Genomic DNA, 24,976 nt, shown 5'->3' with positions numbered 1-24,976 from the left:
CTGAATTTTCCAATTCCGATAAACCTAAATTCTGGAGAAAACAGCATGACCAAGATCGCGGATATCAAAGCGCGCGAAATCCTTGATTCCCGTGGCAACCCGACGGTTGAAGCGGACGTTATCCTTGAGTCCGGCACCATCGGCCGCGCCTGTGCGCCTTCCGGCGCTTCCACCGGTTCCCGCGAGGCGCTGGAACTGCGTGACAAGGACGCTTCCCGCTACATGGGCAAGGGTGTCACCAAGGCGGTTGCAGCCGTCAACACCCGTATCCGCGACGCCCTGACCGGTTTTGATGCGGCCGATCAGCGTGGCCTGGACCAGGTGATGCTGGATCTGGACGGTACCGAGAACAAGGCCAACCTGGGCGCCAACGCTATCCTGGCGGTTTCCCTGGCCGCCGCGAAAGCCGTTGCCGCCGAGCGTAAGGTGCCGCTGTACGCCCACATCGCCGAGATCAACGGCACGGCCGGTCAGTACTCCATGCCGGTCCCGATGATGAACATCCTCAACGGCGGTGAGCATGCCGACAACAACGTTGATATTCAGGAGTTCATGATCCAGCCGGTGGCGGCGTCTTCTTTCTCTGAAGCCCTGCGTATTGGCGCGGAAGTGTTCCACAACCTGAAGAAGGTGCTGCAGGCGAAAGGCCTGAACACCGCCGTGGGCGACGAGGGCGGCTTTGCGCCGGACCTGCCGTCCAACGAAGGTGCCCTGGCCGTGATCAAGGAAGCGGTGGAGAAGGCCGGCTACGAGCTGGGCAAGGACATCACCCTGGCGCTGGACTGCGCGTCTTCCGAATTCTACCGCGATGGCAAGTACGACCTGTCCGGTGAAGGCAAGCAGTACGACGCCGAAGGCTTTGCCGACTATCTGGCCGGCCTGTGCGACAGCTACCCGATCGTGTCCGTCGAAGACGGCATGGACGAGAGCGACTGGGACGGCTGGGCGATCCTGACCAAGAAGGTCGGTGACCGCGTGCAGCTGGTGGGTGACGACCTGTTCGTGACCAATACCAAGATCCTCAAGCAGGGCATCGATCAGTCCATCGGCAACTCCATCCTGATTAAGTTCAACCAGATCGGCAGCCTGAGCGAGACCCTGGACGCCATCAAGATGGCCCAGGATGCCGGTTACACCGCGGTGATCTCACACCGTTCCGGTGAAACCGAGGACACCACCATCGCGGACCTGGCCGTGGCCACCTGCGCCGGCCAGATCAAGACCGGCTCCCTGTGCCGCTCGGATCGTGTCGCCAAGTACAACCAGCTGCTGCGTATCGAAGAGGAGCTGGCGGGCAAGGCACCTTACCGTGGCCTTAAGGAAATTAAAGGGCAGGGTTAATCGCGCCTGATCGAAATTTAGGCTAGACTCTGTTCGAACTTCCGATTACAGCGCGCTGATTGCGCGCTGTTTTTGTCTCAATCAGGAAAATCGAATGAAAGCGTTGTGGACCGTCATGGCTGTTATGGTCGTCCTTCTGCAGGCTCGCCTGTGGATCGGCGAGGGCAGCTTTGCGCAGGTCTGGCAGCTGCAACAGAAGATCGATGTGCAGAAGGCCGAGAACGCCAAGCTCGCCAACCGCAATGAGCGGCTATACGCCGAGGTGCGCAACCTGCGCGGTGGGCAGGGCGCCATTGAGGAGCGGGCGCGGATGAATCTTGGTCTGATCCGTGAAGACGAAACTTTTTTCCTGGTGGTCGAGCCCTGATGGGGTGTTGCCGATGCAGCACCCCATAAGCGACCAGATCCTCGGATAGCCCCATGATACAACCCCGACACTGGCTTGTTGTGCCGGCTGCCGGCATTGGCCAGCGCATGGCCGCTGATCGCCCCAAACAATACCTGCAGATCCGGCAACGTTTCATCCTCGATATCACCCTGTCCCGCCTGCTTGATACCGGCTGGTTCGCCGGTGCCATGGTGCCGCTGCATCCCGATGACCCCTGGTTCCAGCGTACCGAGAGTGCCCGTGATTCCCGGGTGCGCACCTGCGTGGGCGGCGTCGACCGGGCCGATTCGGTGATGGCGGGACTGGACGCCCTGCAGGGCGAACTGGCGAAGGACGACTGGGTGCTGGTCCATGACGTGGCGCGCCCCTGTGTGGCGACGGCGGATCTACGGCGGCTGCTGGACGAGCTGCAGAACAGTGACGTCGGCGGTTTGCTGGCGGCAAGGGTGTCCGACACGATCAAGCGTCAGAGTGCACGGGCGGCCGAGGTGGCCGAGACCGTCGACCGGTCGCTGCTGTGGCGCGCGTTTACGCCGCAACAGTTTCGCTTTGGCCTGCTGCGCAAGGCGCTGAAGTCGGCCCTGGCCACGGGCGCCGCCATCACGGACGAGGCGTCCGCGGTGGAGGCGCTGGGCCTGGCGCCCCGACTGGTTGAGGGACGCACCGACAACATCAAGGTCACCGTGCCTGAAGACCTGGCACTGGCGGGCTGGATTCTCGAACATTTGGAACACTGAACCCATGCGAATCGGTCAAGGTTACGACGTGCACGCGTTCTGCGACGGTGACAGCATCGTTGTCGGCGGCGTGCGTATTCCCCACACCCGGGCGATCAAGGCCCACTCCGACGGTGATGTCCTGCTCCACGCGATTGCCGACGCGCTGCTGGGGGCAGCCGCCCTGGGCGACATCGGCCACTTTTTCCCGGATACCGACGACCAGTGGCGCGGCGCCGACAGCCGGGAACTGCTGCGGGCGGTGTACCAGGCGGTACGCGCCGAAGGCTACCGGGTGGCCAATATCGACAGCACGATTATTGCCCAGAAACCGAAGATGGCCGGCCATATTCCGCAAATGCGAGCCCACATTGCGGCCGATCTGGAACTCCCTGAGTCTGCGGTGAGCGTCAAGGCGACCACCACAGAAAAGCTTGGTTTCACCGGACGGGAAGAGGGTATCGCCAGCGAGGCGATCTGTTTGCTGCTGGACGCGCCGGCATGACGGCCTGGCGACTGGACTGGCCCACCGCCCACGGCGAGCGGCTGGGGACGGCGGTACTGCGGGCGACACCCGAGGATTTCCGGGTGGAGGAGATCGTCGAGTCGCCGTTCTCCGGCGACGGCGAGCATCTTTGCCTGTACCTGGAGAAGCGCGGCGATAACACGGAGTATGTCGCGCGGGAGCTCGCCAGACTGGCCGGGACGCGGCCTTTTGACGTGAGCTTTTTCGGCCTCAAGGACCGCCACGCCGTCACCCGGCAGTGGTTTAGTCTGTATCGTCCCGGACGTGCGGATGACGCCGACCTGATCCGGGCGGTCGGGGAGCGCTGGACCGTGCGGGAACAGACCCGCCACCAGCGCAAACTGCGGCGTGGGGAGCACGACGGCAACCGCTTCCAGTTGCGGCTGACCGATGTCCGGGCGGACCGGGCCGCCGTGGACGAGCGCCTTGCCCGGATACGCGACGAGGGCGCGCCCAACTATTTCGGCCCCCAGCGTTTCGGGCACCAGGGCAATAACCTGGACCGCGCCGTGGCCGACGGTGGACGGCCGCGGCGCGGTCGCAACTTCAAAGCCGGAATGGCCTTTTCCGCGGCCCGGTCATGGCTGTTTAATGAAGTGCTGGCAGAAAGGGTGGGGCAAGGTAACTGGCGCCATATGCTGGACGCTGATCCCTGGAGCGACGAGCCTAGCGGTCCGCTCTGGGGCGACGGCGGCACAAGCGCCAACGGCGAGCTGGCAGCGCTGGAGCGCGACGTGGTGGAGCGCCACCCGGCCATGGCGGCCGTGTTCAGCCAGACCCGCATGAAACCGGAACGGCGCGCCTTGCAACTGCCGTTCAGCGAACTGACCTGGACCTGGCCGGCGGACGATTGCCTGGTCCTGTCCTTCCGGCTGGCGCCGGGCGGCTACGCCACCGCACTGGTGGCTGAATTTATTGAAACCGTTGGTGGCGAGGGTCCCGCAAACGCGGCATCATAAGGGGTTATCGAAGCCGTCCTGCCATGCGCGGATGGCTCATTCCGACCGACGGAAGGGAACGAAACGGAGACTGATGTGCGCATTCTGCTGGCGAACGATGATGGCGTCCATTCACCGGGCCTGAAGGTCCTCTACGACGGCCTGGCGGGGCTTGGCGAGATTCGCGTTGTGGCTCCCGACCGGGATCACAGCGGCGCCAGCAACTCGTTGACGCTGAATCGCCCGCTCACCGTGGAATCCCACCCCCACGGCTTCCTGTCCGTCGACGGCACGCCCACCGACTGCGTCCATCTGGCGGTGAACGGTCTGTTCGAGGAGCGCTTCGACCGGGTCGTTTCCGGCATCAACACCCACGCCAACCTGGGCGACGACATTATCTATTCCGGTACGGTGGCGGCGGCGACCGAAGGACGCTCGCTAGGGATGCCCGCGATCGCCGTTTCGCTGGTCAATGAGGGCCACTGGCATTACGAAACGGCGGCCCGGGCCGTGCGAACCCTGCTGGAGAAAGAAGCCTCGCTGGCACTCGGACCGCGTTGCCTCCTGAACGTCAACGTCCCGGACATCCCCTGGGAACAGGTGGCCGGATTCCAGGTCACGCGCCTGGGGCATCGTGGCCGGGGCGAGTCGGCCATTCCCATGACCTGCCCGCGGGGCAAGAAACGCTACTGGATCGGGGCCGCCGGGGAAGGGGACGACGCCGGACCCGGCACCGATTTTCACGCGGTGCGCCACAATTATGTCTCCGTGACGCCGATCCAGGTGGACATGACGCGCCACGAGGCCCTGGACTCGCTGCGCAACTGGCTGGAGGCGGAACACTGATGGTTGCAGAGTTGCAGGGGATCGGCATGACATCGCGCCGGACCCGGATGCGATTGATTCAAAGGCTCAGGGAGTCGGGCATAGGCGACGAGCGGGTGTTGACCGCCCTGGCGGAGACGCCTCGCCATATCTTCCTCGATGAGGCCCTGGCACATCGAGCCTACGAAGACACGGCGCTGCCCATCGGTTATCAGCAGACCCTGTCCCAACCCTATATCGTGGCCCGGATGACGGAAGTGCTCATGGCCAGCCAGCCATCGAAGGTGCTGGAGCTGGGCACGGGGTCCGGGTATCAGACGGCGATCCTGGCGCAACTGGTTGACGAGGTGTACAGCGTCGAGCGCATCAACCCGTTACTGAACAAGGCCCGCGAGCGCATGCGCACTTTGCAGCTGCGTAATACCCACCTGAAGCTGGCGGGGCAGGAGATGGGGTGGCCGGAGAATGGCCCTTACGACGGCATCATCGTTACCGCCGCGCCGGCGCAGTTGCCGGAAGAGCTGCTGCCGCAACTGGCCGACGGCGGCGTTATGGTCGTGCCCATCGGCGAGGACACCCAGGTGCTGACCCGGGTTGAACGCCAGGGTGATGACTTCGATATCACCCAAATGGAACCGGTCCGCTTCGTCCCCCTGCTGGGCGGGGTGGTGCGATGACGGCCGAGAGGGAGCCGGCATCGCGCCGGCAGCACCCGGTGGGTATCGTGCTACGCGGGCTGGCGATGGGCGCGGCCGACGTGGTTCCCGGTGTCTCCGGCGGAACGATTGCCTTTATTTCCGGGATCTACGTGCGGCTACTGGATGCCATCAGTGCCTTTCCCCGCGCCGCCCTGGGCTCACTGCTGAAAGGCCGCGTGGCCGACTTCTGGCGTGACGTCGACGGCACCTTCCTGGTGTTACTGTTTGCCGGCATCCTGACCAGCATCGTGACCCTGGCCGGTGGCATTCGCTATGCCCTGGGCGAATACCCGGTCATGCTTTGGAGTTTTTTCTTCGGCCTGATTATCGCTTCGGCCTGGCATGTGGGTCGCCAGATCCAGCGCTGGGGAATCGGCCCTGTTGTGTTGCTCGTGCTCGGGGCTGCCGTGGCCTGGCTGGTCACGCAGATGACGCCGGGGCAGGCCCCGGTGACGGCCTGGACGCTGTTTGGAGCCGGCGCACTGGCCATCTGCGCGATGATTCTGCCCGGCATCTCCGGTAGCTTCATTCTGCTGATGCTGGGTATGTACGCGCCGATTCTGGCGGCCGTTAACGAAATGCAACTGGACCGGCTCGGATTGTTTGTGACAGGTTGTGTTGTCGGCCTGCTGTCCGTGGCGCAGTTGCTCTCCTGGGCGTTCCATCGCTATCGGGACGCCATGCTGGCACTGCTGACCGGCTTCATGCTGGGCGCTTTGAGCAAGGTCTGGCCCTGGAAGGAGGCGGTGAGCTGGCGCATCAATAGTCATGGCGAGCGCGTGCCCCTCGAGGAAGTGAACCTGTTGCCGGACACGTATGCCGCGGTGACCGGCCAGTCCTCGGCGCTGCTGGCAGCGGTAGTGCTCGCGCTGCTGGGCGCGGCCATCGTGTTGGGACTGGAATGGTTCGGCCAGCATAGCCGGAATGGCAAGGCCGCGGGTTGAGACGGCCTTTGAGGTGCGACATTTGAGGGCCTCGTCTCATCGAACCTGTCGACTTGTTACTTTTGAGTGTTACCGATCGGAACACATGAGAAAGTGACGTAACTTTAATCTGATTAAAAAATATGCAAAAAATTAGGGGCTTATATGGCACTCTTTAGGGGGTGCGCTATTTTTGAGACCGATTTGCGATAAAAAAGAAGCTGTTATATCCGTGAGCTCAGATGGCCGTACAGATGTTCGGGAACAGAACCAGACGGTTTCGCGCCTGAAGCACCCAATCCGACGTCGTGCGTCCCGTGGCCTGTTCTGCGGGGTGCTGGCCCTGTTGATGCTGCTCACCGGCTGCAACACGGCGGATATCTATCGCGACGACCGTTATAACCCGCCCGTTTACTGGGGCCGTCACGTGGTCGAGCGTGGCGAGACTCTCTACAGCATTGCCTGGCGTTATGGGCGCGACTATCGCGAGCTGGGCAATGCCAATGGTATTGATCCGCCTTATACCCTCCAGGTCGGTCAGGTGATTCGTCTGGACGTGCGAGGGCATGCTCCTTCCGGAAGCGCCAAATCCTCAAGCCAGACCGCTTCCAGTTCCCGCTCCAGTGCCAAGGCTGCGGTCGCCAGTCGGCCGACGCCGAAACCGACGCCCTCGACGGCGCGGAAACCCAAGGTGGAAAAGGCGCCGCGCGCCGACCAGGCCCTGCCTAACCAGACCCAGACCGTGGCGCGTATTGAGTGGCGCTGGCCTAATGTTGGCCCTGTAATTGCAGGATACTCAACATCCGGAAAAGTCAACAAAGGCGTTGATATCTCCGGATCGGCGGGTGATCCGGTCAGGGCGGCGGCCAGCGGTAACGTGGTCTATGCGGGCAACGGTTTATTAGGGTACGGTAACCTGATCATCATCAACCACAACGAGCATTACCTGAGCGCGTACGCGCACAACCGCAAGATTTTGGTGCAGGAGGGTGAAAACGTCAGGGCGGGCCAGCTCATCGCCGAGATGGGCAGCAGCGGCGCCAATGGGACGAAGCTGCACTTTGAGATAAGAAAAAACGGGAATCCGGTGGACCCGACGCATTACCTGCCACCGCGATAACCGGAACTCTGGACCCGTCCGGCTGCTGGAAAGCATGTCATACAGCTGAAAAAGAAACATGTAATAAGCAGTTGAGAAGAACAGCAGGCGCTTGCCGAATAAAAAGAATGCCGGCAAGTGATAACAACCGGGGTTAAAAGGCGGGGCAATGACTATGTCAACAGAGCGTGATGAACTCATTGTTGATCGGGTAGCCGATGAAGTTGAAGACGCTGAAGAGGAAACCGAAACCCTCAGCGGTGAATCCACCAACGAAAGCCAGACAGACGACACACCAGCCAGTGAAACGCCCGAACTGTCGAAAGCGACGGGGCGTTACTACACCAGCCAGAAACAGCTGGATGCCACCCAGCTCTATCTCAACGAAATCGGATTTTCGCCTCTGCTGACGCCGGAGGAAGAGGTCTATTTTGCGCGTCTGGCCCGTAAGGGCGAGGAGTCGGGCCGCAAGCGAATGATCGAGAGTAACCTGCGGCTGGTGGTCAAGATCGCCCGTCGTTACGTCAATCGGGGCCTCACGCTGCTGGACCTGATCGAGGAAGGCAACCTGGGCCTGATCCGGGCAGTCGAGAAGTTCGACCCCGAGCGGGGCTTCCGCTTCTCCACCTACGCTACCTGGTGGATCCGGCAGACCATTGAGCGCGCGATCATGAATCAGACGCGTACGATCCGGCTGCCGATTCACGTGGTCAAGGAGCTCAACCTTTATCTGCGAGCCGCCCGCGAGCTGACCCAGAAGCTGGATCACGAGCCGTCGGCGGAAGAAATCGCCAGCATGGTCGACAAGCCGGTGCATGACGTCAAGCGCATGCTGGGGCTCAACGAGCGTGTGACCTCGGTGGATACGCCGATCGGCAGCAGCGGTGAAAAGTCCCTGCTGGATACCGTCGCCGATGAAGGCGCTACGGATCCGGCCGACCTGTTGCAGGACACCAACATGCAGGGCTGCATCGAGCGCTGGCTGGATCAGCTCAGCGACAAGCAGCAGGAAGTGCTGTCCCGGCGCTTCGGCCTGCGTGGATACCAGACCAGCACGCTGGAAGAGGTGGGTCAGGAGATCGGGCTGACCCGCGAGCGGGTCCGCCAGATCCAGGTGGAAGCGCTGCGGCGGCTGCGTGAAATCCTGGAGAAGGAAGGGCTGTCCTGCACCACGCTGTTCAAATAGACGTCCGATACCGACAAAGCCGGCGTCCGGAAACGGGCGCCGGTTTTTTTATGCCCCGATGGTTCAACGGATCCGCTGGCAAGATGACAAATGCGAACCAGACTGCGGCCGCCTTGATGTGGCCTTGCTACAATGCCTTGGGTTCAATTGGACCGAGACGGTAAACTAAATAAGAATCATAAGTTTAGGGACATCACAATGAAAAAGATAACCTCCGCTTTCCTGCTTGGGGTGGCCCTTTCCGGGTCCGCTTCCGCGCTCACCCTGGAAGGGGTGGACGTGCCCGAGCAGATGACCGCAGACGACAGCCAACTGGTTCTCAACGGCGCGGGTGTGCGCTCCAAGTGGTTCATCGACCTTTACGTGAGCAGCCTGTATACGCCCAGCGAGCAATCCGATGCCCGGGCCATCGTGGAGGCGGATGAACCCCAGGCCATTCGCCTGGACATCATCTCAGGCCTGATCAGCAGCGAGAAGATGACCTCCGCCACACTGGAAGGCTTTGAAGCCTCCACCGATGGCAACATGGCGCCGCTGCAGCCGCAGATCGATCGCTTCATGAATGTCTTCCAGGAGGAGATCAAGGAAGGCGACGTGTTCGATCTGGTCTACGTGCCCGGAGACGGCGTGCAGGTGTTCAAGAACGGTCAGAAGAAGGACACGGTGCCCGGACTGGCCTTCAAGAAGGCGCTGTTCGGCATCTGGCTCTCTGATGAGCCGGCCCAGGATGATCTGAAAGCGGCGATGCTGGGTAAAGACGACTGATACCGGCCCCGCGGAACACGAACCAACATGGCTCTCTGTGTCGTCTGTGGTGCCCGCGATAACAGCCCTCTCCCCTCGCGGGAGAGGGCTGGAGAGTTGGGGAAGCGCCGTCAGGGTCAGGCGTTCATCGTTGCCAGAGACGACCGCGAGCTGCCCGCTGCCTGTTACTCCAGATAGTCCCGCTTTTGCTTGAACTCGCACAGATCCTCGATCATGCAACTACCGCACTTGGGTTTGCGCGCGGTGCAGGTGTAGCGCCCGTGCAGGATCAGCCAGTGGTGGGCGTCCTGCAGGTACGGCTTGGGCACCAGGCGCACCAGGCGCTTCTCGACTTCCAGCACGTTCTTTCCCGGAGCGATGCCGGTGCGGTTGGACACCCGGAAAATGTGCGTGTCGACAGCCATGGTCGGCTGGCCGAACGCGGTATTGAGCACTACGTTTGCGGTCTTTCGGCCAACTCCGGGCAGGGCTTCCAGGGCTTCGCGGGTGTCCGGTACGACGCTGTCGTGCTGCTCGACCAGGGCCAGGCAGGTCTTGATGACGTTCTCCGCCTTGCTGTTGAACAGGCCGATGGTCTTGATGTACTCCTTCAGCCCGTCGACGCCCAGCGCCAGGATCGCTTCCGGCGTGTTGGCGACGGGGAAGAGCTTGGCGGTGGCCTTGTTGACGCCCACGTCGGTAGCCTGCGCTGACAGGATCACGGCGATCAGCAGCTCGAATGGATTTGTGTAGACCAGTTCGGTGGTCGGGTTCGGATTGGCGGCCTTCAGCCGCTCGAAAATGGCGGTGCGTTTTTCTTTATTCATGGCTCTCAGGATACGTGGCCGGTGACTCGGACCCGCTTGCTGCCGGCGGCAACCGGTTGGGTGTCGCGGGCTTCGCGGCGTTTCTGGATCTGCCCGTCGATGCTGTTCTTCAGGGCGATCAGCAGCCCCAGGCCGACGAAGGCGCCGGGCGGCAGGACCATGAACAGCACGTTGGCGTAGTCGTCGAACACCTGGATCTTCCAGTCAGCCGCCGCGGGCCCGAAGATCAGGTTCATGTCGCTGAACAGGGTGCCCTGACCGATCAGTTCCCGGATGCCGCCCAGCGCCATCAGCACCAGCAGGAAACCAAGACCCATCATCAGGCCGTCCAGCACGGAGGGCAGGATCGGGTTGCGCGAGGCAAAGGCGTCGGCCCGGCCCAGAATCGCGCAGTTGGTGACGATCAGCGGGATGAAGATGCCCAGGATCTGGTACAGCTCGTAAGTGAACGCCTGCATCAGCAGTTCGGCGCAGGTGACGAACGAGGCGATGATCATCACGAACGCGGGCAGACGCACCGATTCCGACACGAAATTGCGGATCAGCGAGACCGACAGGTTCGACCCCACCAGCACCAGCAGCGTGGCCAGACCCAGGCCGATGCCGTTGACCACGGTCCCGGTGACCGCCAACAGCGGGCACAGACCCAGGACCTGCACCAGGGCCGGGTTGTTGGTCCAGAGTCCGTCCTTGATGATCTCACGGGCGGTTTTGGTTGCCATGTCAGCCTCGATCGTTGTGGGCGATAGCGCTGCCGTCCTGCGGTGCCAGCAGCGTATCACGATGGTCGCGGAAGTAGAGCAGGGCGTTGCGAACGGCGCCGACAACGGCGCGCGGCGTGATGGTGGCGCCGGTAAACTGGTCGAAGGCGCCGCCGTCCTTCGCCACGGCCCACCGGTCCGGTTCGGGATTGCCCAGCGACTTGCCGTTGAAGCTGTAGATCCAGCCCGTCTTGCGGGTTTCCACCTTGTCGCCAAGCCCTGGTGTTTCGTGGTGCTGTGTGACCCGTACGCCAAGCACCCGTCCGTCGGCGTCGATGCCCACCAGCAGGTGAATGGCGCCGGAATAGCCGTCGGGCGCCACCGCGGGTAGGATCACGCCGCTCGCCTTGCCGTCCTGGCGTGCAACGTGGGCGAAGGCGGGTTCGGTCAGACCCAGCCGATCTGAGGGTCCGACCGGAACGCTGTCTTCGAGCAGGTCGTTGTCGTGGCGCGCCTCCGGGATGATTTCCAGCAGGGCGCCAGCCTCGGCGTCGCGGATCTGTTCCTGAATGCGGTGCTCGGTAACGCCATGGGTCACGGCGATCGTGCCGGCGGTGATCACGGCAAACAGGCCGAGACCGATGGCGTTGCGGGCGATGGATTGGGTCAGTGCGGCCATGTCAGGAATTACCCGGTTTCACGCGGCGGGCCTTTTTGTGGCCGTAGGTGCGCGGTTGCGTGTAATGATCGATGAAAGGCACCGCGAAGTTCATCAGCAGCACCGCAAAGGCGATGGCGTCCGGATAACTGCCCCAGGTGCGGATGATGTAGAGCAGCGCGCCGATACCGGCCCCGTAGACCAGTTTCCCGCGCCGGCTGGTTGCCGCCGAAACCGGATCGGTGGCGATAAAGAACGCGCCCAGCATGGTGGCGCCGGCCAGCAGGTGGATCGAAAGCGGCGTGTAGCGGTCGGCGTCCCAGCCGAACGCCAGGCTCATGACGCACAGGGCCGCCAGCAGGCTGGCCGGGATATGCCAGGTGATGATGCGCAGGGCAATCAGCAGCAGGCCACCCGCCAGGAACGCCAGGTTGACCCACTCCCAGCCGCGGGCGACAAAGTCGCCGAACGCCGGGTGCTGCAGCACCTGGGTCGACAGTTGCGCACCGATGTCATGCTTGTAGACGTCGAGCGGCGTGGCCATGGTAAAACCGTCCACCGGATCGATGCCGCCGAAGTTGATCGCCAGGGTCTGCAGCAGATCCGGGGTGGCGCTGCCAGCACCCAACGGGCTGGCCCAGGTGGTGGTCATGGCCACGGGAAACGACACCAGCACCAGCGCATAGCCCACCATGGCCGGATTGAACGGGTTGGAGCCGAGCCCTCCGTAAAGCTGTTTGGCGAGCACAATAGCCACCAGCACGGCGACCACGCACACCCACCAGGGCGCGAACGGCGGCAGTGAGAGCCCCAGCAGCAGGCCGGTCACGGCGGCGGTGTTGTCGCGCAGGAAAAAGCCGATGGGGCGTCCGCGCAGGGCCAGAATGGCCGCCTCGGCACCCACCGCCACGGCGATGCAGAAGATCGTGTTGATCAGATTGCCCCAGCCGAAAAAGACCGTTTGCATCAACAGGCCGGGCAGCGTGGCAAGGATTACCCACAGCATGACCCGGGACGTCCGTTGCGGGCCATGGGCGTGGGGCGATGACAGTCTCAGAAAAGCCATTGAATCAAGTTTCTCCGTCAGGACTCGGCGTCGGCGGTGTTGCGGGCCTCGGCCAGGGCCTGTTCGGCGCGGGCGACCCGGTCCCGGTTCTTGGCGACGGCGCGCTCCAGCTTGTCGACGTTGTCGCCGTCGTTGGATCGCGCTTCATCGAGCAGTCCCTGCATGGTGTCCAGCTTGTTGCGGGCCTTTTCCAGGGCCGCTTCCAGCTCCGGAATATCCGCTGTCGGCACGGGCGCGGCCGGCTGCGTTGGCTGCACGGCGTCCAGCGCGTCCCTTGCGGTGGCCACGCGCTGTTCGTTCTTGGCGACCGCGCGTTCCAGCTTCTCCACGTTGTCGCTGCCCTGTTCGCGGGCGTCGGCCAGCATGCCCCGCATGGTGTCGAGTTTATTGCTGGCCTTGTCGAGGTTGGCCTGGAGCGTCTCCCTATCGGGCTGCTCGGCCTGCCCCGCGTCTGCGGGAGGCTGTTCGGCGGCGCGGGCGTCCGCCAGGGCCTTTTCGGCGGCGGCGACCCGGTCCTGATTCTTGGCCACCGCGCGTTCGAGCTTCTCGGTATCACCGCCCTGGTCCCGGGCGTCCTTCAGCAGGTTCTGCATGTTGCGCAGCTTGGCCTCGGCTTTTGACAGGCTGGTTTCCAGTTCGGTGACCGACGCCCGGGCTTCCTGTGCCGGCGCCGAGTCCTTGGCGGCCACGCCCTTGCGGGCCAGGGCGGCCTGCACGGCGGCGCTGGCGGATTTCTTCGGCCCCGGTTCGGTTGCCGCCGCGGCTTTCTTCTCGGCCTGGGCTTTGGCGGCCGCCTCGGCGCGGGCCTTGCGCTTCGCCTCTTTCTCGGCCTTTTCCCGTTCCAGGCGGGCCTGACGCGCTTCGAAGCGCTCGCGGGCGCGATCCGACTTCAAGTGGTCCTCGCGCTGCTGGCGGATCTCGCCCTTGGCGTGACGATAGAACTGGACCAGCGGAATCGTGCTGGGGCAGACGTAGGAGCAGGCGCCACACTCGATGCAGTCGAACAGATTGTGCTGCTCCGCTTTCTCGTGCTCGCCGGACTGGGCGAACCAGAACAGCTGCTGCGGCAGCAATTCCATGGGGCACACCTCGGCGCACATACCGCAGCGGATGCAGGGCTGGGCCGGGGGCGGTGCCGGGAACTCTTCCGGCGTGCCGGCGATGATGCAGTTGGTGGTCTTGATCACCGGTACGTCCGGATTCTCGAGGGTGAAGCCCATCATCGGGCCGCCCATGATCAGGCGCTGGGTGCGGGCGACGTCAAAGCCGGCCTGGTCCAGCAGGAAGCGGATGGGCGTGCCGATCAGCGCGTGCACGTTGCCGCGCTCGGACAGGCCGTCGCCGGTGAGGGTGGTGATCCGTGACACCAGCGGCTCACCGAATCGGACCGCCCGGTAAACGGCTGCCGCCGTCCCGACGTTCTGACACATCACACCGACATCGGCCGGGATGCCGCCGTGCGGTACTTCCAGACCGGTAAGTAATTGGATCAGCTGTTTCTCACCCCCGGACGGGTACTTGGTGGGCACCACGGCGACGTCGATGCGGGTGCCCTGGACGGCCTGGCGCAGGGCCGCAATCGCCTCGGGCTTATTGTCCTCGATGCCGATCACGCACGCCTCGGGCTCGAGGATGTAGGCCATGATCTCCAGGCCGCGCACGATGTCGGTGGCGTGGCTGCGCATCAGCAGGTCGTCGGCGGTGATGTAGGGCTCGCACTCGGCGCCGTTGAGGATCAGCGTGGTGACCTTGTCGTTGCCGGGCGGGTGCAGCTTGATCTCGGTGGGGAAGCCGGCGCCGCCCATGCCGGCGATGCCCGCCCGCCGGATGCGTTCGAGCAGAGTGGCCGGGGTTTCGCGGTGATAGTCCTCCAGCCCGTGCAGTTCGGTCCAGCGATCGTCCCCATCCGGGCGCAGTACGACGCACCAGTCGGTCATGCCGGACGGGTGAGGCACCGGATGCGCACTGATGGTTTCGACGATGCCGGAGGTCGGCGCATGGATGGCAACGCTCAGGCGCCCCTGGGGCTCGGCCAGCGTCTGCCCCTTGAGGACGTGATCGCCCGGCTCGACCAAGGCCTGCGCCGGCGCGCCAATGTGCTGCTGCAAGGGCACGTAGAGCACGTCCGGCAGCGGCAGGCTGCGGATCGGGCTGGCGGTGGACTGATGCTTGTTCTCCGGCGGATGGATGCCGCCCGGGAAATCCCAGATCTGGCGCATCAGGACGGCACCTCCATGCGATCGCTGGCAATGACCCGGTTCCGCGCCAGCTCCGGTCGCTCCCAGTTCCAGGTGCGGATGGTGGTCTCGACCGGCACCATGTCGATGCAGTCCACAGGGCAGGGCTCGACGCACAGGTCGCAGCCGGTGCATTCGCTCTCGATGACCGTATGCATGTGCTTGGCGGCGCCCAGGATGGCGTCCACGGGGCAGGCCTGGATGCACTTGGTGCAGCCGATGCACTCGTCCTCACGGATGATCGCGACCCGCTTGCCCTGGTCGACGCCGTGTTCGGCGTCCAGCGGTTCGGGCTCCACGTCCAGCAGGTCCGCCAGAGCGTGGATGGTGGCTTCACCGCCGGGCGGGCATTTGTTGATGGCGTCGCCGTCGGCAATGGATTCGGCGTAGGGGCGACAACCGGGAAAGCCGCACTGGCCGCACTGGGTCTGGGGCAGCAGGGCGTCGATCTGGTCCACCAGCGGGTTGCCTTCCACCCGGAAGCGTTCGGCTGCGAAACCCAGCAGGCCGCCGAAGATCAGGGAAAGCAACGCCAGCGCGCCAATCGCGATCAGGATACTGGTCCACATGGTGTTGACTCCGTCAGACGCTCACCAGCCCGGTAAAACCGAGGAAAGCCAATGACATCAGGCCAGCGGTGATCATGCCGATGGCCGCGCCGCGGAACGGCACCGGCACGTCGGCCACCGCGATGCGCTCGCGCATGGCGGCGAACAGCACCAGGACCAGGGAAAAACCGATGGCGGCGCCCAGTCCGTAAAGCACCGATTCGATGAAGTTGTTGTTGCGGTTCAGGTTGAGCAGGGCAACCCCGAGCACGGCGCAGTTGGTGGTGATCAGCGGCAGAAAGATGCCCAGCACCCGGTAGAGCAGGGGGCTGGTCTTGCGCACCACCATTTCCGTGAACTGCACCACCACGGCGATTACCAGGATAAACGTGATGGTTTTCAGGAATGCCAGGTCCAGCGGCGCCAGCAGGTAGGTGTACACCAGGTAGCTGCATACGGACGACAGGGTCAGCACGAAGGTGGTGGCCAGGGACATGCCCATGGCGGTCTCCAGTTTGTTGGACACCCCCATGAACGGGCACAGTCCCAGGAACTGCACCAGGACAAAATTGTTGACCAGAATCGTGCTGACCAGGATCAGCAGGTAATCCGTCATGTGATCTCTCTCCGCGCCTCAGCCGCGCTTGTACCGACGCCTTTGCGGCGTTCGTCGCGGGAACTCGGGATGGCCCAATGTCCCCTTATTCTAGTCGCTCTGTCTCGTAGCCCGGCGAGGTCGCGCCGGGCCCGTTTGCCCGACGGGGCGTTACATGACCCGCTGGCCGGGCTGGGCGCCGGAATCCGGCGACAGGATGTGGATGTCCTTGCCGCCCGAGCCGGCGGCCAGCACCATGCCCTCGGAGACGCCGAACTTCATCTTGCGCGGCTTGAGGTTGGCCACCATGACGGTTAGGCGACCCTCCAGATCCTCGGGCGCGTAGGCGGATTTGATACCGGCGAACACGTTGCGCTGTTCGTTGCCGATGTCCAGGGTCAGGCGCAGCAGCTTGTCCGCCCCTTCAACGTGCTCGGCCTTGACGATTTTCGCCACCCGCAGGTCCACCTTGGCAAAGGTATCGAACTCGATCTCGTCGGCCAGCGGCTCCACGTCGCTGGCTTCTTCGGGTTTGGGCTGCTCACCGGTCGCCGCCGGCAGGGCTTCTTTGGAAGCCTCCAGCATGGCGTCGATCTGCTTCATGTCCACCCGGCTCATCAACGGCTTGAACTTGTTGATGCCGTGGTTTTCCAGCAGCTGGGCGCGGCCGTTCCAGTCCAGTCTGGCGTTGAGGAACGTCTCCGACGCGTCGGCGGTGGCCGGCAGGATCGGTGCCAGGTACGTCATCAGCAGGCGGAACATGTTGATGGCGTTGGTGGAGATCGCCTGCACCTCGGCTGCGCGCTCGGTGTCCTTGATCAGGACCCACGGCTCCCTGTCGTTGACGTACTGGTTGGCGATGTCCGCCAGCTCCATGATCCGGCGCATGGCGCGGCCGAACTCACGGGTTTCGTAGTGCTCGGCAATCTCGTCGCCGGCCTGGATGAACTCATCCAGCTTGACGGTTTCGGTGACCTGTCCCAGCTGGCCGTCGAACTTCTTGGTGATGAAGCCCGCGGTACGGCTGGCGATGTTGACCACCTTGCCCACCAGGTCGGAGTTCACGCGCTGGGCGAAGTCCTCAAGGTTGAGGTCCATGTCGTCCACGTTGCTGGTCAGCTTGGTGGCGAAGTAGTAGCGCAGGTACTCCGGATTCAGGTGATCCAGATAGGTGCGGGCCATGATGAAGGTGCCGCGGGACTTGGACATCTTCTTGCCGTTGACGGTAATGAAACCGTGCGCATAGACGGCGGACGGCGTGCGGTAGCCCGCGCCGCTGAGCATGGCCGGCCAGAACAGGGCGTGGAAGTTGATGATGTCCTTGCCGATGAAGTGATAGACCTCGGCCTGGGAATCCGGCTTCCAGAAGATGTCGAAGTCCAGATCGTCGCGACGGTCGCACAGGTTCTTGAAGCTGGCCAGGTAGCCGATGGGCGCGTCCAGCCAGACGTAGAAGTACTTGCCCGGCGCGTCCGGGATCTCGAAGCCGAAGTAGGGCGCGTCGCGGCTGATGTCCCACTCGTGCAGGCCGGCTTCCAGCCATTCGGCCAGCTTGTTGGCCACCTGCGGCTGCAGGGTGCCGCTGCGGGTCCAGTCGCGCAGGAATTCGGCGAACTCGGGCAGGCGGAAGAAGTAGTGCTCGGATTCCTTCTCCACCGGCGTGGCGCCGGAAATGGCCGAACGCGGGTTGATCAGTTCCGTCGGCGTGTAGGTGGCGCCACAGGCCTCGCAGTTATCGCCGTACTGGTCCTCGGTCTTGCACTTGGGGCAGGTGCCCTTGATGAACCGGTCTGCCAGGAACATCTGTTTTTCCGGGTCGTAGGCCTGGGTGATGCTCCGGGTGGCGATGTGGTTGTTCTGCTTGAGCTGCTCGTAGATGTACGAGGAAAACTCGCGGTTCTCGGGCGAGTGGGTGCTGTAGTAGTTGTCGAAGTGGATCAGGAACCCACCGAAGTCTTCCTGGTGCTCCCTGTTGATTCGCTCGATCAACTCCTCCGATGTGATCCCCTCGCGCTCGGCCCGCAGCATGATGGCGGTACCGTGGGCGTCATCGGCACAAACGTAGACGCAGTTGTTGCCGCGCATGTTCTGGTAGCGCACCCAGATATCGGTCTGGATGTATTCCAGCAGGTGGCCCAGGTGGATCGGGCCATTGGCATAGGGCAGGGCGCTGGTGACCAGGATGTCGCGCTTCGGCTGTGCGTTCGTTTGCGTCATTTGATGTCCCAAACGTTGATCAACGAGGATGAGGGCCGGATGTACCAGGGCCGGCCATGGAAAAAACGGGTCCCGAATAATACCGTTACAGGGCTTTTATTTCATCCCGTTTGTTGGCCGCAACGGGCCGCGGGGGTGGTTCTGTGAGCCCCGGACCTGTGCTTAAATAGGCTTTGCGAAATAACACAGTATTTTACTCGGGTACTGTATTTTACCCGGCGATTGCCCGGCTTTGGAGACCTCTATGACCCAGATTTCCCGCGATGCTGTCGAAGCGGCGATTCGTGAATACCGCGACCCCTACCTGGAAACCGACCTGTTCGCGATAGACGCGGTCAAGTCGGTCGACATCGATGGCGCCTGGGTGACGGTCAACGTGGAGCTGCCGTATCCCGCGGAAGGCATTGCCGGCGCTTTGCGTCAGCTGGTGGGTAACGCAGTGGAATCCGTGCCCGGCGTCGACGAGGCAACCGTGAACACCGGCCACGCGGTGCGTGCCCATCAGGCCCAGAAAGACCTGCAGTCCATCGCCGGCGTGAAAAACATCATCGCCGTGGCGTCTGGCAAGGGCGGGGTGGGTAAATCCACCACCGCGGTCAATCTGGCGCTGGCGCTGCAGATGGAAGGCGCCCGGGTCGGGATCCTCGATGCGGACATCTATGGGCCTAGCGTGGGTATGATGCTCGGCCTTCCGGAGGGCACCCGGCCGCAGACGCGTGACAATAAGTGGTTCATTCCAGTGCCGGCCCATGGCGTCGAAGCGATGTCCATGGCGTTCCTGGTCACCGACAAGACGCCGATGGTTTGGCGCGGGCCGATGGTCAGCGGCGCGGTGCAGCAGTTGCTGACCCAGACCCAGTGGAACGACCTGGACTACCTGATCGTCGATATGCCGCCGGGCACCGGTGATATCCAGCTGACGCTGGCGCAGAAGGTGCCCGTTACCGGCGCGGTGGTGGTCACCACGCCCCAGGATATCGCCCTGCTGGACTGCAAGAAGGGCATCGAGATGTTCCGCAAGGTGGACATCCCGGTGCTGGGCGTGATCGAGAATATGAGCGTGCACATCTGCAGCAACTGCGGCCATCACGAGCCGCTGTTCGGCGAGGGCGGCGGGCACCGCGTAGCGGAAAGCTACGACACCACGGTGCTCGGCCAGTTGCCGCTGCACATGACCATCCGCGAGCAGACCGACAGCGGCCAGCCCACCGTCGTTGCCGAGCCGGACTCGGAAGTCGCCCGTATTTACCGAGACTCGGCGCGTCGCATGGCGGCGTTACTGTCCCGTCGTGAACGCAATCTCAGCTCACCGATTCCCAGCATCTCCATCAGCGACGACTGAGCGGAAGCGGCGCCCGTTGCCTTCGGTTGCGGGCGTTTGCGCCTTTGTCTTCGCCCCGCCCAGGCGTTACCATAGTTCCCCTTTACCAGCGCGCCGCGCCAGCCCGGCTCCGGCGCTGCCTCCCGACGTTTTGCGAGACACAGACGATGACGATTAAATCTGATAAATGGATCCGGCGCATGGCGCAGGAGCACGGGATGATTGAGCCGTTCGAGGCCGATCAGGTGCGCGAGTCCGAAAAGGGCCGGGTCATTTCCTATGGCACCTCCAGCTACGGTTACGACGTGCGCTGCAGCCGGGAATTCAAGATCTTCACCAACGTGCATTCCGCGACGGTGGATCCGAAGAACTTCGACGACGACAGCTTCGTCAACGTGTCCAGCGACGTCTGCATCATTCCGCCGAACTCCTTTGCCCTGGCCCGGACGGTCGAATATTTCCGCATTCCGCGTAATGTGCTGACGGTGTGCCTTGGCAAGTCGACCTATGCCCGCTGCGGCATCATCGTCAACGTCACGCCGCTCGAGCCGGAGTGGGAAGGCCAGGTGACCTTGGAATTCTCCAACACCACCAATCTGCCGGCGAAGATCTACGCCAACGAAGGTGTGGCCCAGATGCTGTTCTTCGAGTCCGACGAGGTCTGTGAGACCAGCTATCGCGATCGCGGCGGCAAGTATCAGGGGCAGCGGGGCGTGACCCTGCCGCGTACCTGATCGACGGCGACGCTGCACCTCGACCGGAATGGAGATACTCCCGTGAACGCCAATCAGTTCATCAAAGCCCTCGAGCAGATGCGTGGCTGGCGGGAGTGCATCTTCATTCTCGCCCTCGCCGAGCGCGCTTTCCCCAACTACGTCCTGTTCGATGAGGCGATTGGTGCCAAGAAAGGCGCGAAAATGCGCCTGCTGCTGGACGAGGCCTGGGGGATGGTCGAAGAAAAGGCCGGCGATGCCCGGGTCACCCAGGCGCTGGCTCGGCTGGAAAGCCTGGCGCCGAACCCGGACGGCTACGACATGTACGGCGTTTATCCCGCCGACGATTTCTGCAAGCTGCTGGAGCAGGCGCTGCTCAATCGTCTCAACTCGACCCGCCCGCGGGCCCTGGATGCCTCCCAGTGGGCGACCGCTACGGTGGCCCAGTTTATCGAGATGTCCGAAGGCGAAGATCTCGATGAAGACGCCCTGGTGCGCCTGCTTGACCGTCACGAGTTAATGAAGGTCGACAAGGTGTTTCAGCGGGATCTGGTGCAGTCTCTCAAGAAGCAGCGTGTGCCCACGGCCGAATTCCTGCGTTCGATACGCACCGAAGCGGCCAATGACGGCGTCAGCAATCTTGGCATTGCTCTCGAAGACGAATAGCCCGCAAGACACATAGGACACGCCATGAAACTCTCCGCCTTTGGCCGCAAGTTCACCGCCGAGGCCGGCATTACGTCGCTCATGGATGATCTGGGTAACGCCCTGGCGTCCGGGGACGATATGATCATGATGGGCGGCGGGAATCCCGGTCAGGTGCCGGAGATGCAGGCTCGGCTGCGGCAGGTGCTCGGCGATATCGTCGATGATGAGGACGCGTTTCGCCGGCTGGTGGGCATCTACGATCCGCCGCAGGGGGAGAAGCAGTTCATTGCGGCGCTGGTCGAGCTGCTCAACCGCGAATACGGCTGGGACCTGACCCCGGCCAACATCGCGTTGACCAACGGCAGCCAGGCGGCGTTCTTCATGCTGTTCAACATGTTTGGCGGCGACGATGGAGAGGGGCGCCAGCGTCATATCCTGCTGCCGTTGGCGCCGGAGTACATCGGCTACGCCGATGCCGGACTGGGCAAGGACCTGTTTCACGCCGTCAAGCCGGAAATCACCCACACCGGCCCGCACGAGTTCAAGTACCGGGTCGATTTCGACGCCCTGGAGGTGACGGAAGAGACCGGCGCGATCTGTGTCTCGCGGCCGACCAACCCCACCGGCAACGTGGTTACCGACGAGGAAATGGCGCGGCTGGAAGCGATTGCCGCGGAGCGTGACGTGCCCCTGATCGTCGACGGCGCCTATGGCACGCCGTTTCCCAGCCTGCTGTTCGTGGACGCCACGCCGCGCTGGAACGACAACATCATTCTCTGCCTGAGCCTGTCCAAGCTGGGGTTGCCCGCGGCGCGGACCGGCATCGTGATTGCTGCCGAGCCGGTGATCAAGGCATTGTCGGGCATCAACGCCATCATGAACCTGGCCACCGGCAGCTTCGGCGCCATGCTGGCGGAGCCGCTGGTGCGCAGTGGTGAGATCCTGTCCCTGAGCCGCGACGTGGTCTGCCCATTCTACCAGCGCAAGATGCGCAAGGCGGTGGCGGTGCTGGAGGATGCCCTGGGCGAGCGTTGCCCGTGGGCGGTGCATAAGCCGGAAGGGGCGATGTTCCTGTGGCTGTGGTTCCCGGATCTGCCGGTGTCCAGTCTGGCGCTATACGAGCGCCTCAAGCGGCGCGGCGTCTTGGTGGTATCCGGCCACTATTTTTTCCCCGGTCTGCCCGAGGACGACTGGCGTCACCGCCACGAATGCCTGCGGGTGACCTATTCCCAGGACGATGAGCGCGTCGCCGAGGGCCTGAGGGCCATCGCCGACGAGGTGCTCACGATTTGGGCGGAAGCTGGATCGGCTCGCCGTTGACGCGGGCCGATTCCAGGTGGATCTCGTAGCGGGTTCCGTCTTTCTCGATCTGTAGCAGACGCACCAGCAGGTAATCCCACTCCGGGGCAAACCACATCAGGGTCGTGCGCTTGGCCTCCTCTTCCCGGACTTTCTCCACCTTGATGGTATTGACCGACCCGAATTCGCCGTTCAGCGTTTCCTCTCCGAGCACCGCGAAGGTGTCTTCCTCAATCCGGTTCTTGTCGATCACCTGGTAATGCATCGTCTGTTTGCCCAGCCGGATATCCTGTTGGAGTTGCAGCTGGTAGCTCAGGGGATCCTGGGCCGTGGCCGGTACGCTCAGGTCGATGTCGCGGTCCTCATAGTGGCCGGTTGCGTGCTGGTCCGCCCAGTTGAGGTTGATGGAGCGGGTCCGGTCGCGAATCATCATGCCTTCCAGGGCGTAACGGTAGGTAGACGGTTTGGCCTGTCCTTCGATCCAGTTGAGGCGTGATGTTTCGGTGATGTCGGCAATGAAGGATTCCACCTTGAAGGTGTACAGCCAGCTGCCGTCGTCCTGGAGGGCGAGGCTGCGGGTGGCGGATCCGTTGAAGGGGATGCCCTTTTCCAGGGTGGCCCGATAGGACGCCTCGTAGGGCAGCAGGGCCTCCTCTTCGCTTTCAGCTGCGGCCAGCCTGGGGAGGCTGGCAATGAGGACCAGGAGTGCCCAGGAAAAAAAGGTAGCCAGGGGCGGAGGAGCGTTCATCATCCGGCGTCTTCCTTGTCACGGCACTGGAACATCGGGCGAGCCGGGCTCGCCTGATGCGGACACTCTCAACGCTAGAGCATGCGGGCTCGCCCCGCAACTTACAGGGAGGAAATGGGGAGGCTTACTGGTAGACGTCGGCCGGCAACGTCAGGATGGCCGGCATCGGGCTGCCGTCGAACAGCGCCTCGTCGTTGCCCAGCGCAATCCGGCCTTCGCAGAACCAGCGCGCAATGATCGGGTAGAGTACGTGCTCCCGGGCCTGGACGCGCGCGCCCAGCGTGTCTGCGGTGTCGTTTTCCAGGACGGGGACTTCCGCCTGGGCGATCACGGGGCCGCCGTCCAGTTCCTCGGTGACGAAGTGGATCGAGGCGCCGTGCACCGAGTCGCCGGCATCCAGCGCTCGCTGGTGGGTTTTCAGGCCCTGGTATCTGGGCAGCAGCGACGGATGCACGTTGATCAGTTTGCCGCGGAAATAGCGGACGAAGTCCGGCGTCAGGATGCGCATGAACCCGGCCAGGATCACCAGGTCCGGGTTGTATCCTTCCAGCTTGCGCAGCAGGTCCACGTCGAAGCTCTGGCGGTCACCGTAGCCGGTGTGGTCCAGCACGAAGGTCTCGATGCCGGCCTGGTCGGCGCGCCCCAGGCCGGTGGCCTCGGGGCGATTGGAACCGACCGCGACGATGCGGCCGGGAAAATCGCTGGAGGCGGTGGCTTCGATCAGTGCCTGCAGGTTGCTGCCGGCGCCCGAGATGAGCACGACGATGCGTGCTTCCAGGGCGTCATCACTGCTCGACGGTGTGGCTTGCGAGGTCATACGCGCGCGGCACCCGGACGATAGACGACGCGATCGGCGTCGACGGCGTCTTTGGCGGCCTGTTCGATGTGACCCAGGCGCCAGGCGTTTTCGCCCAGCCCGGCGAGGGTGTCCAGGGCGTCCTGAGCCTGATCGGCGGGAACGCAGATCACCATGCCGATGCCGCAGTTGAAGGTCCGGTACATCTCGTTGGCCTCGACGCCGCCGGCCTGCTTGAGCCATTCGAACACCGGGGGCAGAGTCCAGCTCTCGGTGTCGACGACGGCGGTGGCGCCGTCCGGCAGCACGCGGGGAATGTTCTCCGGAAGGCCGCCGCCGGTAATGTGCGCCATGGCGCGCACGTCGACGGTTTTCAGAAGCTTGAGCAGGTTCTTGACGTAGATCCGCGTCGGCTCCATCAGCGCCTGGGCGAGCGTGGTGTCGCCGATGGGGGTGTCCAGGTCGGCCTGGCTGACTTCCAGTATCTTGCGGATCAGCGAGTAGCCGTTGGAGTGGGGGCCCGAGGAGCCCAGTGCGATCAGGGCGTCGCCGGACCGGACATTGAAGCCGTCGATGATCTCGCTGCGCTCGACCACGCCGACGCAGAAGCCGGCCAGGTCGTAGTCGTCGCCTTCGTACATGCCGGGCATTTCCGCCGTCTCGCCGCCCACCAGCGCGCAGCCGGCCAGCTCGCAGCCGCGGCCGATGCCGTCCACCACGTCAGCGGCCACGTCGACGTTCAGTTTGCCGGTGGCGTAGTAGTCCAGGAACATCAGGGGCTCGGCGCCGCCGACCACCAGATCGTTGACGCACATGGCGACCAGGTCGATGCCGATGGTGTCGTGCTGGCCCAATTGCATGGCCAGGCGCAGTTTGGTGCCAACGCCGTCGGTGCCGGAGACAAGGATCGGTTCCTTGTAGCCGGAGGGCAGTGCCATCATGGCGCCAAACCCACCCAGGCCGCCGAGCACTTCCGGGCGGCGGGTCCGCACCGCTGTGTTCTTGATACGCTCGACAAGGGCGTTGCCGGCATCGATGTCCACACCCGCGTCACGATAGGTGAGTCCGGTTTTCTGGTCGCTCATGATGTCCGTTGCTCTGATCAGGAAAAAGGGCGGCAATTTTAGCAGGTGGCGAAGTGGCGTCCAAATGCTTGTTGGTCGTGTTTGCCGAAAGTGGCCGCGATGTTCGGCAGACGCGTGCAATGCGTTACGAAAT

The 24,976-nt window shown here is 63.4% G+C and carries 26 protein-coding genes; 15 read left to right on the top strand and 11 right to left on the bottom strand.

Features of this window, described 5'->3' with window-relative positions:
- The first annotated feature begins 45 nt into the window (after positions 1 to 45).
- The 11 genes from eno (at position 46) to DKK67_RS12600 (ending at position 9,405) form a co-directional block, all read left to right on the top strand.
- Entirely contained in the window at positions 46 to 1,341 is a 1,296-nt protein-coding gene (gene eno / locus DKK67_RS12650) for a phosphopyruvate hydratase (RefSeq protein WP_111496676.1), read from the top strand.
- A 94-nt stretch (positions 1,342 to 1,435) separates the two neighbouring features.
- Complete coding sequence (ftsB, locus tag DKK67_RS12645; protein ID WP_111496675.1) at positions 1,436 to 1,708, top strand: cell division protein FtsB; 273 nt, start codon at positions 1,436 to 1,438, stop codon at positions 1,706 to 1,708.
- A gap of 53 nt (positions 1,709 to 1,761) precedes the next feature.
- Positions 1,762 to 2,466, top strand: a complete 705-nt coding sequence (gene ispD, locus DKK67_RS12640; RefSeq protein WP_111496674.1) for a 2-C-methyl-D-erythritol 4-phosphate cytidylyltransferase — start codon at positions 1,762 to 1,764, stop codon at positions 2,464 to 2,466.
- A gap of 4 nt (positions 2,467 to 2,470) precedes the next feature.
- Positions 2,471 to 2,950: a 2-C-methyl-D-erythritol 2,4-cyclodiphosphate synthase gene (ispF, locus tag DKK67_RS12635; RefSeq protein ID WP_111496673.1), complete on the top strand. Its 480-nt coding sequence runs from the start codon at positions 2,471 to 2,473 to the stop codon at positions 2,948 to 2,950.
- Positions 2,947 to 3,930: a tRNA pseudouridine(13) synthase TruD gene (gene truD, locus DKK67_RS12630; RefSeq protein WP_111496672.1), complete on the top strand. Its 984-nt coding sequence runs from the start codon at positions 2,947 to 2,949 to the stop codon at positions 3,928 to 3,930. The genes ispF and truD overlap by 4 nt, the downstream gene beginning before the upstream one ends.
- Positions 3,931 to 4,005: 75 nt before the next feature.
- Positions 4,006 to 4,755 carry a 5'/3'-nucleotidase SurE gene (surE, locus tag DKK67_RS12625; protein ID WP_111496671.1) on the top strand — a complete coding sequence of 250 codons (750 nt, stop codon included), beginning with the start codon at positions 4,006 to 4,008 and terminating at the stop codon, positions 4,753 to 4,755.
- Positions 4,755 to 5,411, top strand: a complete 657-nt coding sequence (locus DKK67_RS12620) for a protein-L-isoaspartate(D-aspartate) O-methyltransferase (RefSeq protein WP_111496670.1) — start codon at positions 4,755 to 4,757, stop codon at positions 5,409 to 5,411. Before surE ends, DKK67_RS12620 begins: the two co-directional genes overlap by 1 nt.
- On the top strand, positions 5,408 to 6,376 hold the full coding sequence (locus DKK67_RS12615) for a DUF368 domain-containing protein (protein WP_228160590.1): 969 nt from the start codon (positions 5,408 to 5,410) through the stop codon (positions 6,374 to 6,376). Before DKK67_RS12620 ends, DKK67_RS12615 begins: the two co-directional genes overlap by 4 nt.
- 328 nt (positions 6,377 to 6,704) lie before the next feature.
- Complete coding sequence (locus DKK67_RS12610; RefSeq protein WP_111496889.1) at positions 6,705 to 7,475, top strand: peptidoglycan DD-metalloendopeptidase family protein; 771 nt, start codon at positions 6,705 to 6,707, stop codon at positions 7,473 to 7,475.
- Between the two features lie 154 nt (positions 7,476 to 7,629).
- Positions 7,630 to 8,640 (top strand): RNA polymerase sigma factor RpoS, encoded by a 1,011-nt coding sequence (gene rpoS, locus DKK67_RS12605; RefSeq protein ID WP_111496669.1) that lies wholly within the window; start codon positions 7,630 to 7,632, stop codon positions 8,638 to 8,640.
- A gap of 198 nt (positions 8,641 to 8,838) precedes the next feature.
- Positions 8,839 to 9,405: a chalcone isomerase family protein gene (locus tag DKK67_RS12600; RefSeq protein WP_111496668.1), complete on the top strand. Its 567-nt coding sequence runs from the start codon at positions 8,839 to 8,841 to the stop codon at positions 9,403 to 9,405.
- Between the two features lie 164 nt (positions 9,406 to 9,569).
- Here the strand turns inward: DKK67_RS12600 and nth are convergent, their stop codons facing one another.
- The 8 genes from nth to metG all read right to left on the bottom strand — a co-directional run bounded on the left by nth (position 9,570) and on the right by metG (position 18,233).
- Positions 9,570 to 10,211 (bottom strand): endonuclease III, encoded by a 642-nt coding sequence (gene nth, locus DKK67_RS12595; RefSeq protein WP_111496667.1) that lies wholly within the window; start codon positions 10,209 to 10,211, stop codon positions 9,570 to 9,572.
- A gap of 5 nt (positions 10,212 to 10,216) precedes the next feature.
- Positions 10,217 to 10,933: an electron transport complex subunit E gene (locus tag DKK67_RS12590; RefSeq protein WP_111496666.1), complete on the bottom strand. Its 717-nt coding sequence runs from the start codon at positions 10,931 to 10,933 to the stop codon at positions 10,217 to 10,219.
- Position 10,934: 1 nt separating this feature from the next.
- Complete coding sequence (rsxG, locus tag DKK67_RS12585) at positions 10,935 to 11,591, bottom strand: electron transport complex subunit RsxG (protein WP_111496665.1); 657 nt, start codon at positions 11,589 to 11,591, stop codon at positions 10,935 to 10,937.
- A gap of 1 nt (position 11,592) precedes the next feature.
- Positions 11,593 to 12,636 (bottom strand): electron transport complex subunit RsxD, encoded by a 1,044-nt coding sequence (rsxD, locus tag DKK67_RS12580; RefSeq protein WP_111496664.1) that lies wholly within the window; start codon positions 12,634 to 12,636, stop codon positions 11,593 to 11,595.
- 17 nt (positions 12,637 to 12,653) lie between these two features.
- Positions 12,654 to 14,855, bottom strand: a complete 2,202-nt coding sequence (gene rsxC, locus DKK67_RS12575; RefSeq protein ID WP_111496663.1) for an electron transport complex subunit RsxC — start codon at positions 14,853 to 14,855, stop codon at positions 12,654 to 12,656.
- Positions 14,855 to 15,442 carry an electron transport complex subunit RsxB gene (rsxB, locus tag DKK67_RS12570; protein ID WP_111496662.1) on the bottom strand — a complete coding sequence of 196 codons (588 nt, stop codon included), beginning with the start codon at positions 15,440 to 15,442 and terminating at the stop codon, positions 14,855 to 14,857. Before rsxB ends, rsxC begins: the two co-directional genes overlap by 1 nt.
- 13 nt (positions 15,443 to 15,455) lie before the next feature.
- The gene (rsxA, locus tag DKK67_RS12565) at positions 15,456 to 16,037 is read right to left on the bottom strand and encodes an electron transport complex subunit RsxA (protein ID WP_111496661.1); all 582 of its coding nucleotides are present in this window, start codon (positions 16,035 to 16,037) and stop codon (positions 15,456 to 15,458) included.
- A gap of 150 nt (positions 16,038 to 16,187) precedes the next feature.
- The gene (metG, locus tag DKK67_RS12560; RefSeq protein ID WP_111496660.1) at positions 16,188 to 18,233 is read right to left on the bottom strand and encodes a methionine--tRNA ligase; all 2,046 of its coding nucleotides are present in this window, start codon (positions 18,231 to 18,233) and stop codon (positions 16,188 to 16,190) included.
- A 244-nt stretch (positions 18,234 to 18,477) separates the two neighbouring features.
- Between metG and apbC the strand changes: the two genes are divergently transcribed.
- The 4 genes from apbC to DKK67_RS12540 all read left to right on the top strand — a co-directional run bounded on the left by apbC (position 18,478) and on the right by DKK67_RS12540 (position 22,235).
- Positions 18,478 to 19,575 (top strand): iron-sulfur cluster carrier protein ApbC, encoded by a 1,098-nt coding sequence (gene apbC / locus DKK67_RS12555; protein ID WP_111496659.1) that lies wholly within the window; start codon positions 18,478 to 18,480, stop codon positions 19,573 to 19,575.
- A gap of 146 nt (positions 19,576 to 19,721) precedes the next feature.
- A complete protein-coding gene (dcd, locus tag DKK67_RS12550; RefSeq protein ID WP_111496658.1) occupies positions 19,722 to 20,288 on the top strand; it encodes a dCTP deaminase in 567 nt (188 codons plus the stop codon).
- Positions 20,289 to 20,330: 42 nt separating this feature from the next.
- The gene (locus tag DKK67_RS12545) at positions 20,331 to 20,933 is read left to right on the top strand and encodes a YjaG family protein (protein WP_111496657.1); all 603 of its coding nucleotides are present in this window, start codon (positions 20,331 to 20,333) and stop codon (positions 20,931 to 20,933) included.
- Positions 20,934 to 20,957: 24 nt separating this feature from the next.
- The gene (locus DKK67_RS12540; protein ID WP_111496656.1) at positions 20,958 to 22,235 is read left to right on the top strand and encodes a valine--pyruvate transaminase; all 1,278 of its coding nucleotides are present in this window, start codon (positions 20,958 to 20,960) and stop codon (positions 22,233 to 22,235) included.
- Here DKK67_RS12540 and DKK67_RS12535 read toward each other — a convergent pair.
- The 3 genes from DKK67_RS12535 to purM all read right to left on the bottom strand — a co-directional run bounded on the left by DKK67_RS12535 (position 22,198) and on the right by purM (position 24,843).
- A complete protein-coding gene (locus DKK67_RS12535) occupies positions 22,198 to 22,965 on the bottom strand; it encodes a DUF3108 domain-containing protein (protein WP_111496655.1) in 768 nt (255 codons plus the stop codon). The genes DKK67_RS12540 and DKK67_RS12535 overlap by 38 nt on opposite strands.
- Positions 22,966 to 23,086: 121 nt before the next feature.
- Positions 23,087 to 23,779 carry a phosphoribosylglycinamide formyltransferase gene (gene purN / locus DKK67_RS12530; RefSeq protein WP_111496654.1) on the bottom strand — a complete coding sequence of 231 codons (693 nt, stop codon included), beginning with the start codon at positions 23,777 to 23,779 and terminating at the stop codon, positions 23,087 to 23,089.
- Positions 23,776 to 24,843, bottom strand: a complete 1,068-nt coding sequence (gene purM / locus DKK67_RS12525) for a phosphoribosylformylglycinamidine cyclo-ligase (RefSeq protein WP_111496653.1) — start codon at positions 24,841 to 24,843, stop codon at positions 23,776 to 23,778. The genes purN and purM overlap by 4 nt, the downstream gene beginning before the upstream one ends.
- Between the last annotated feature and the right edge of the window lie 133 nt (positions 24,844 to 24,976).

It is taken from the genome of Marinobacter bohaiensis (assembly GCF_003258515.1).
Taxonomy (GTDB): Bacteria; Pseudomonadota; Gammaproteobacteria; order Pseudomonadales; family Oleiphilaceae; genus Marinobacter_A; species Marinobacter_A bohaiensis.
This window is presented reverse-complemented; position numbering and strand designations above follow the sequence as displayed.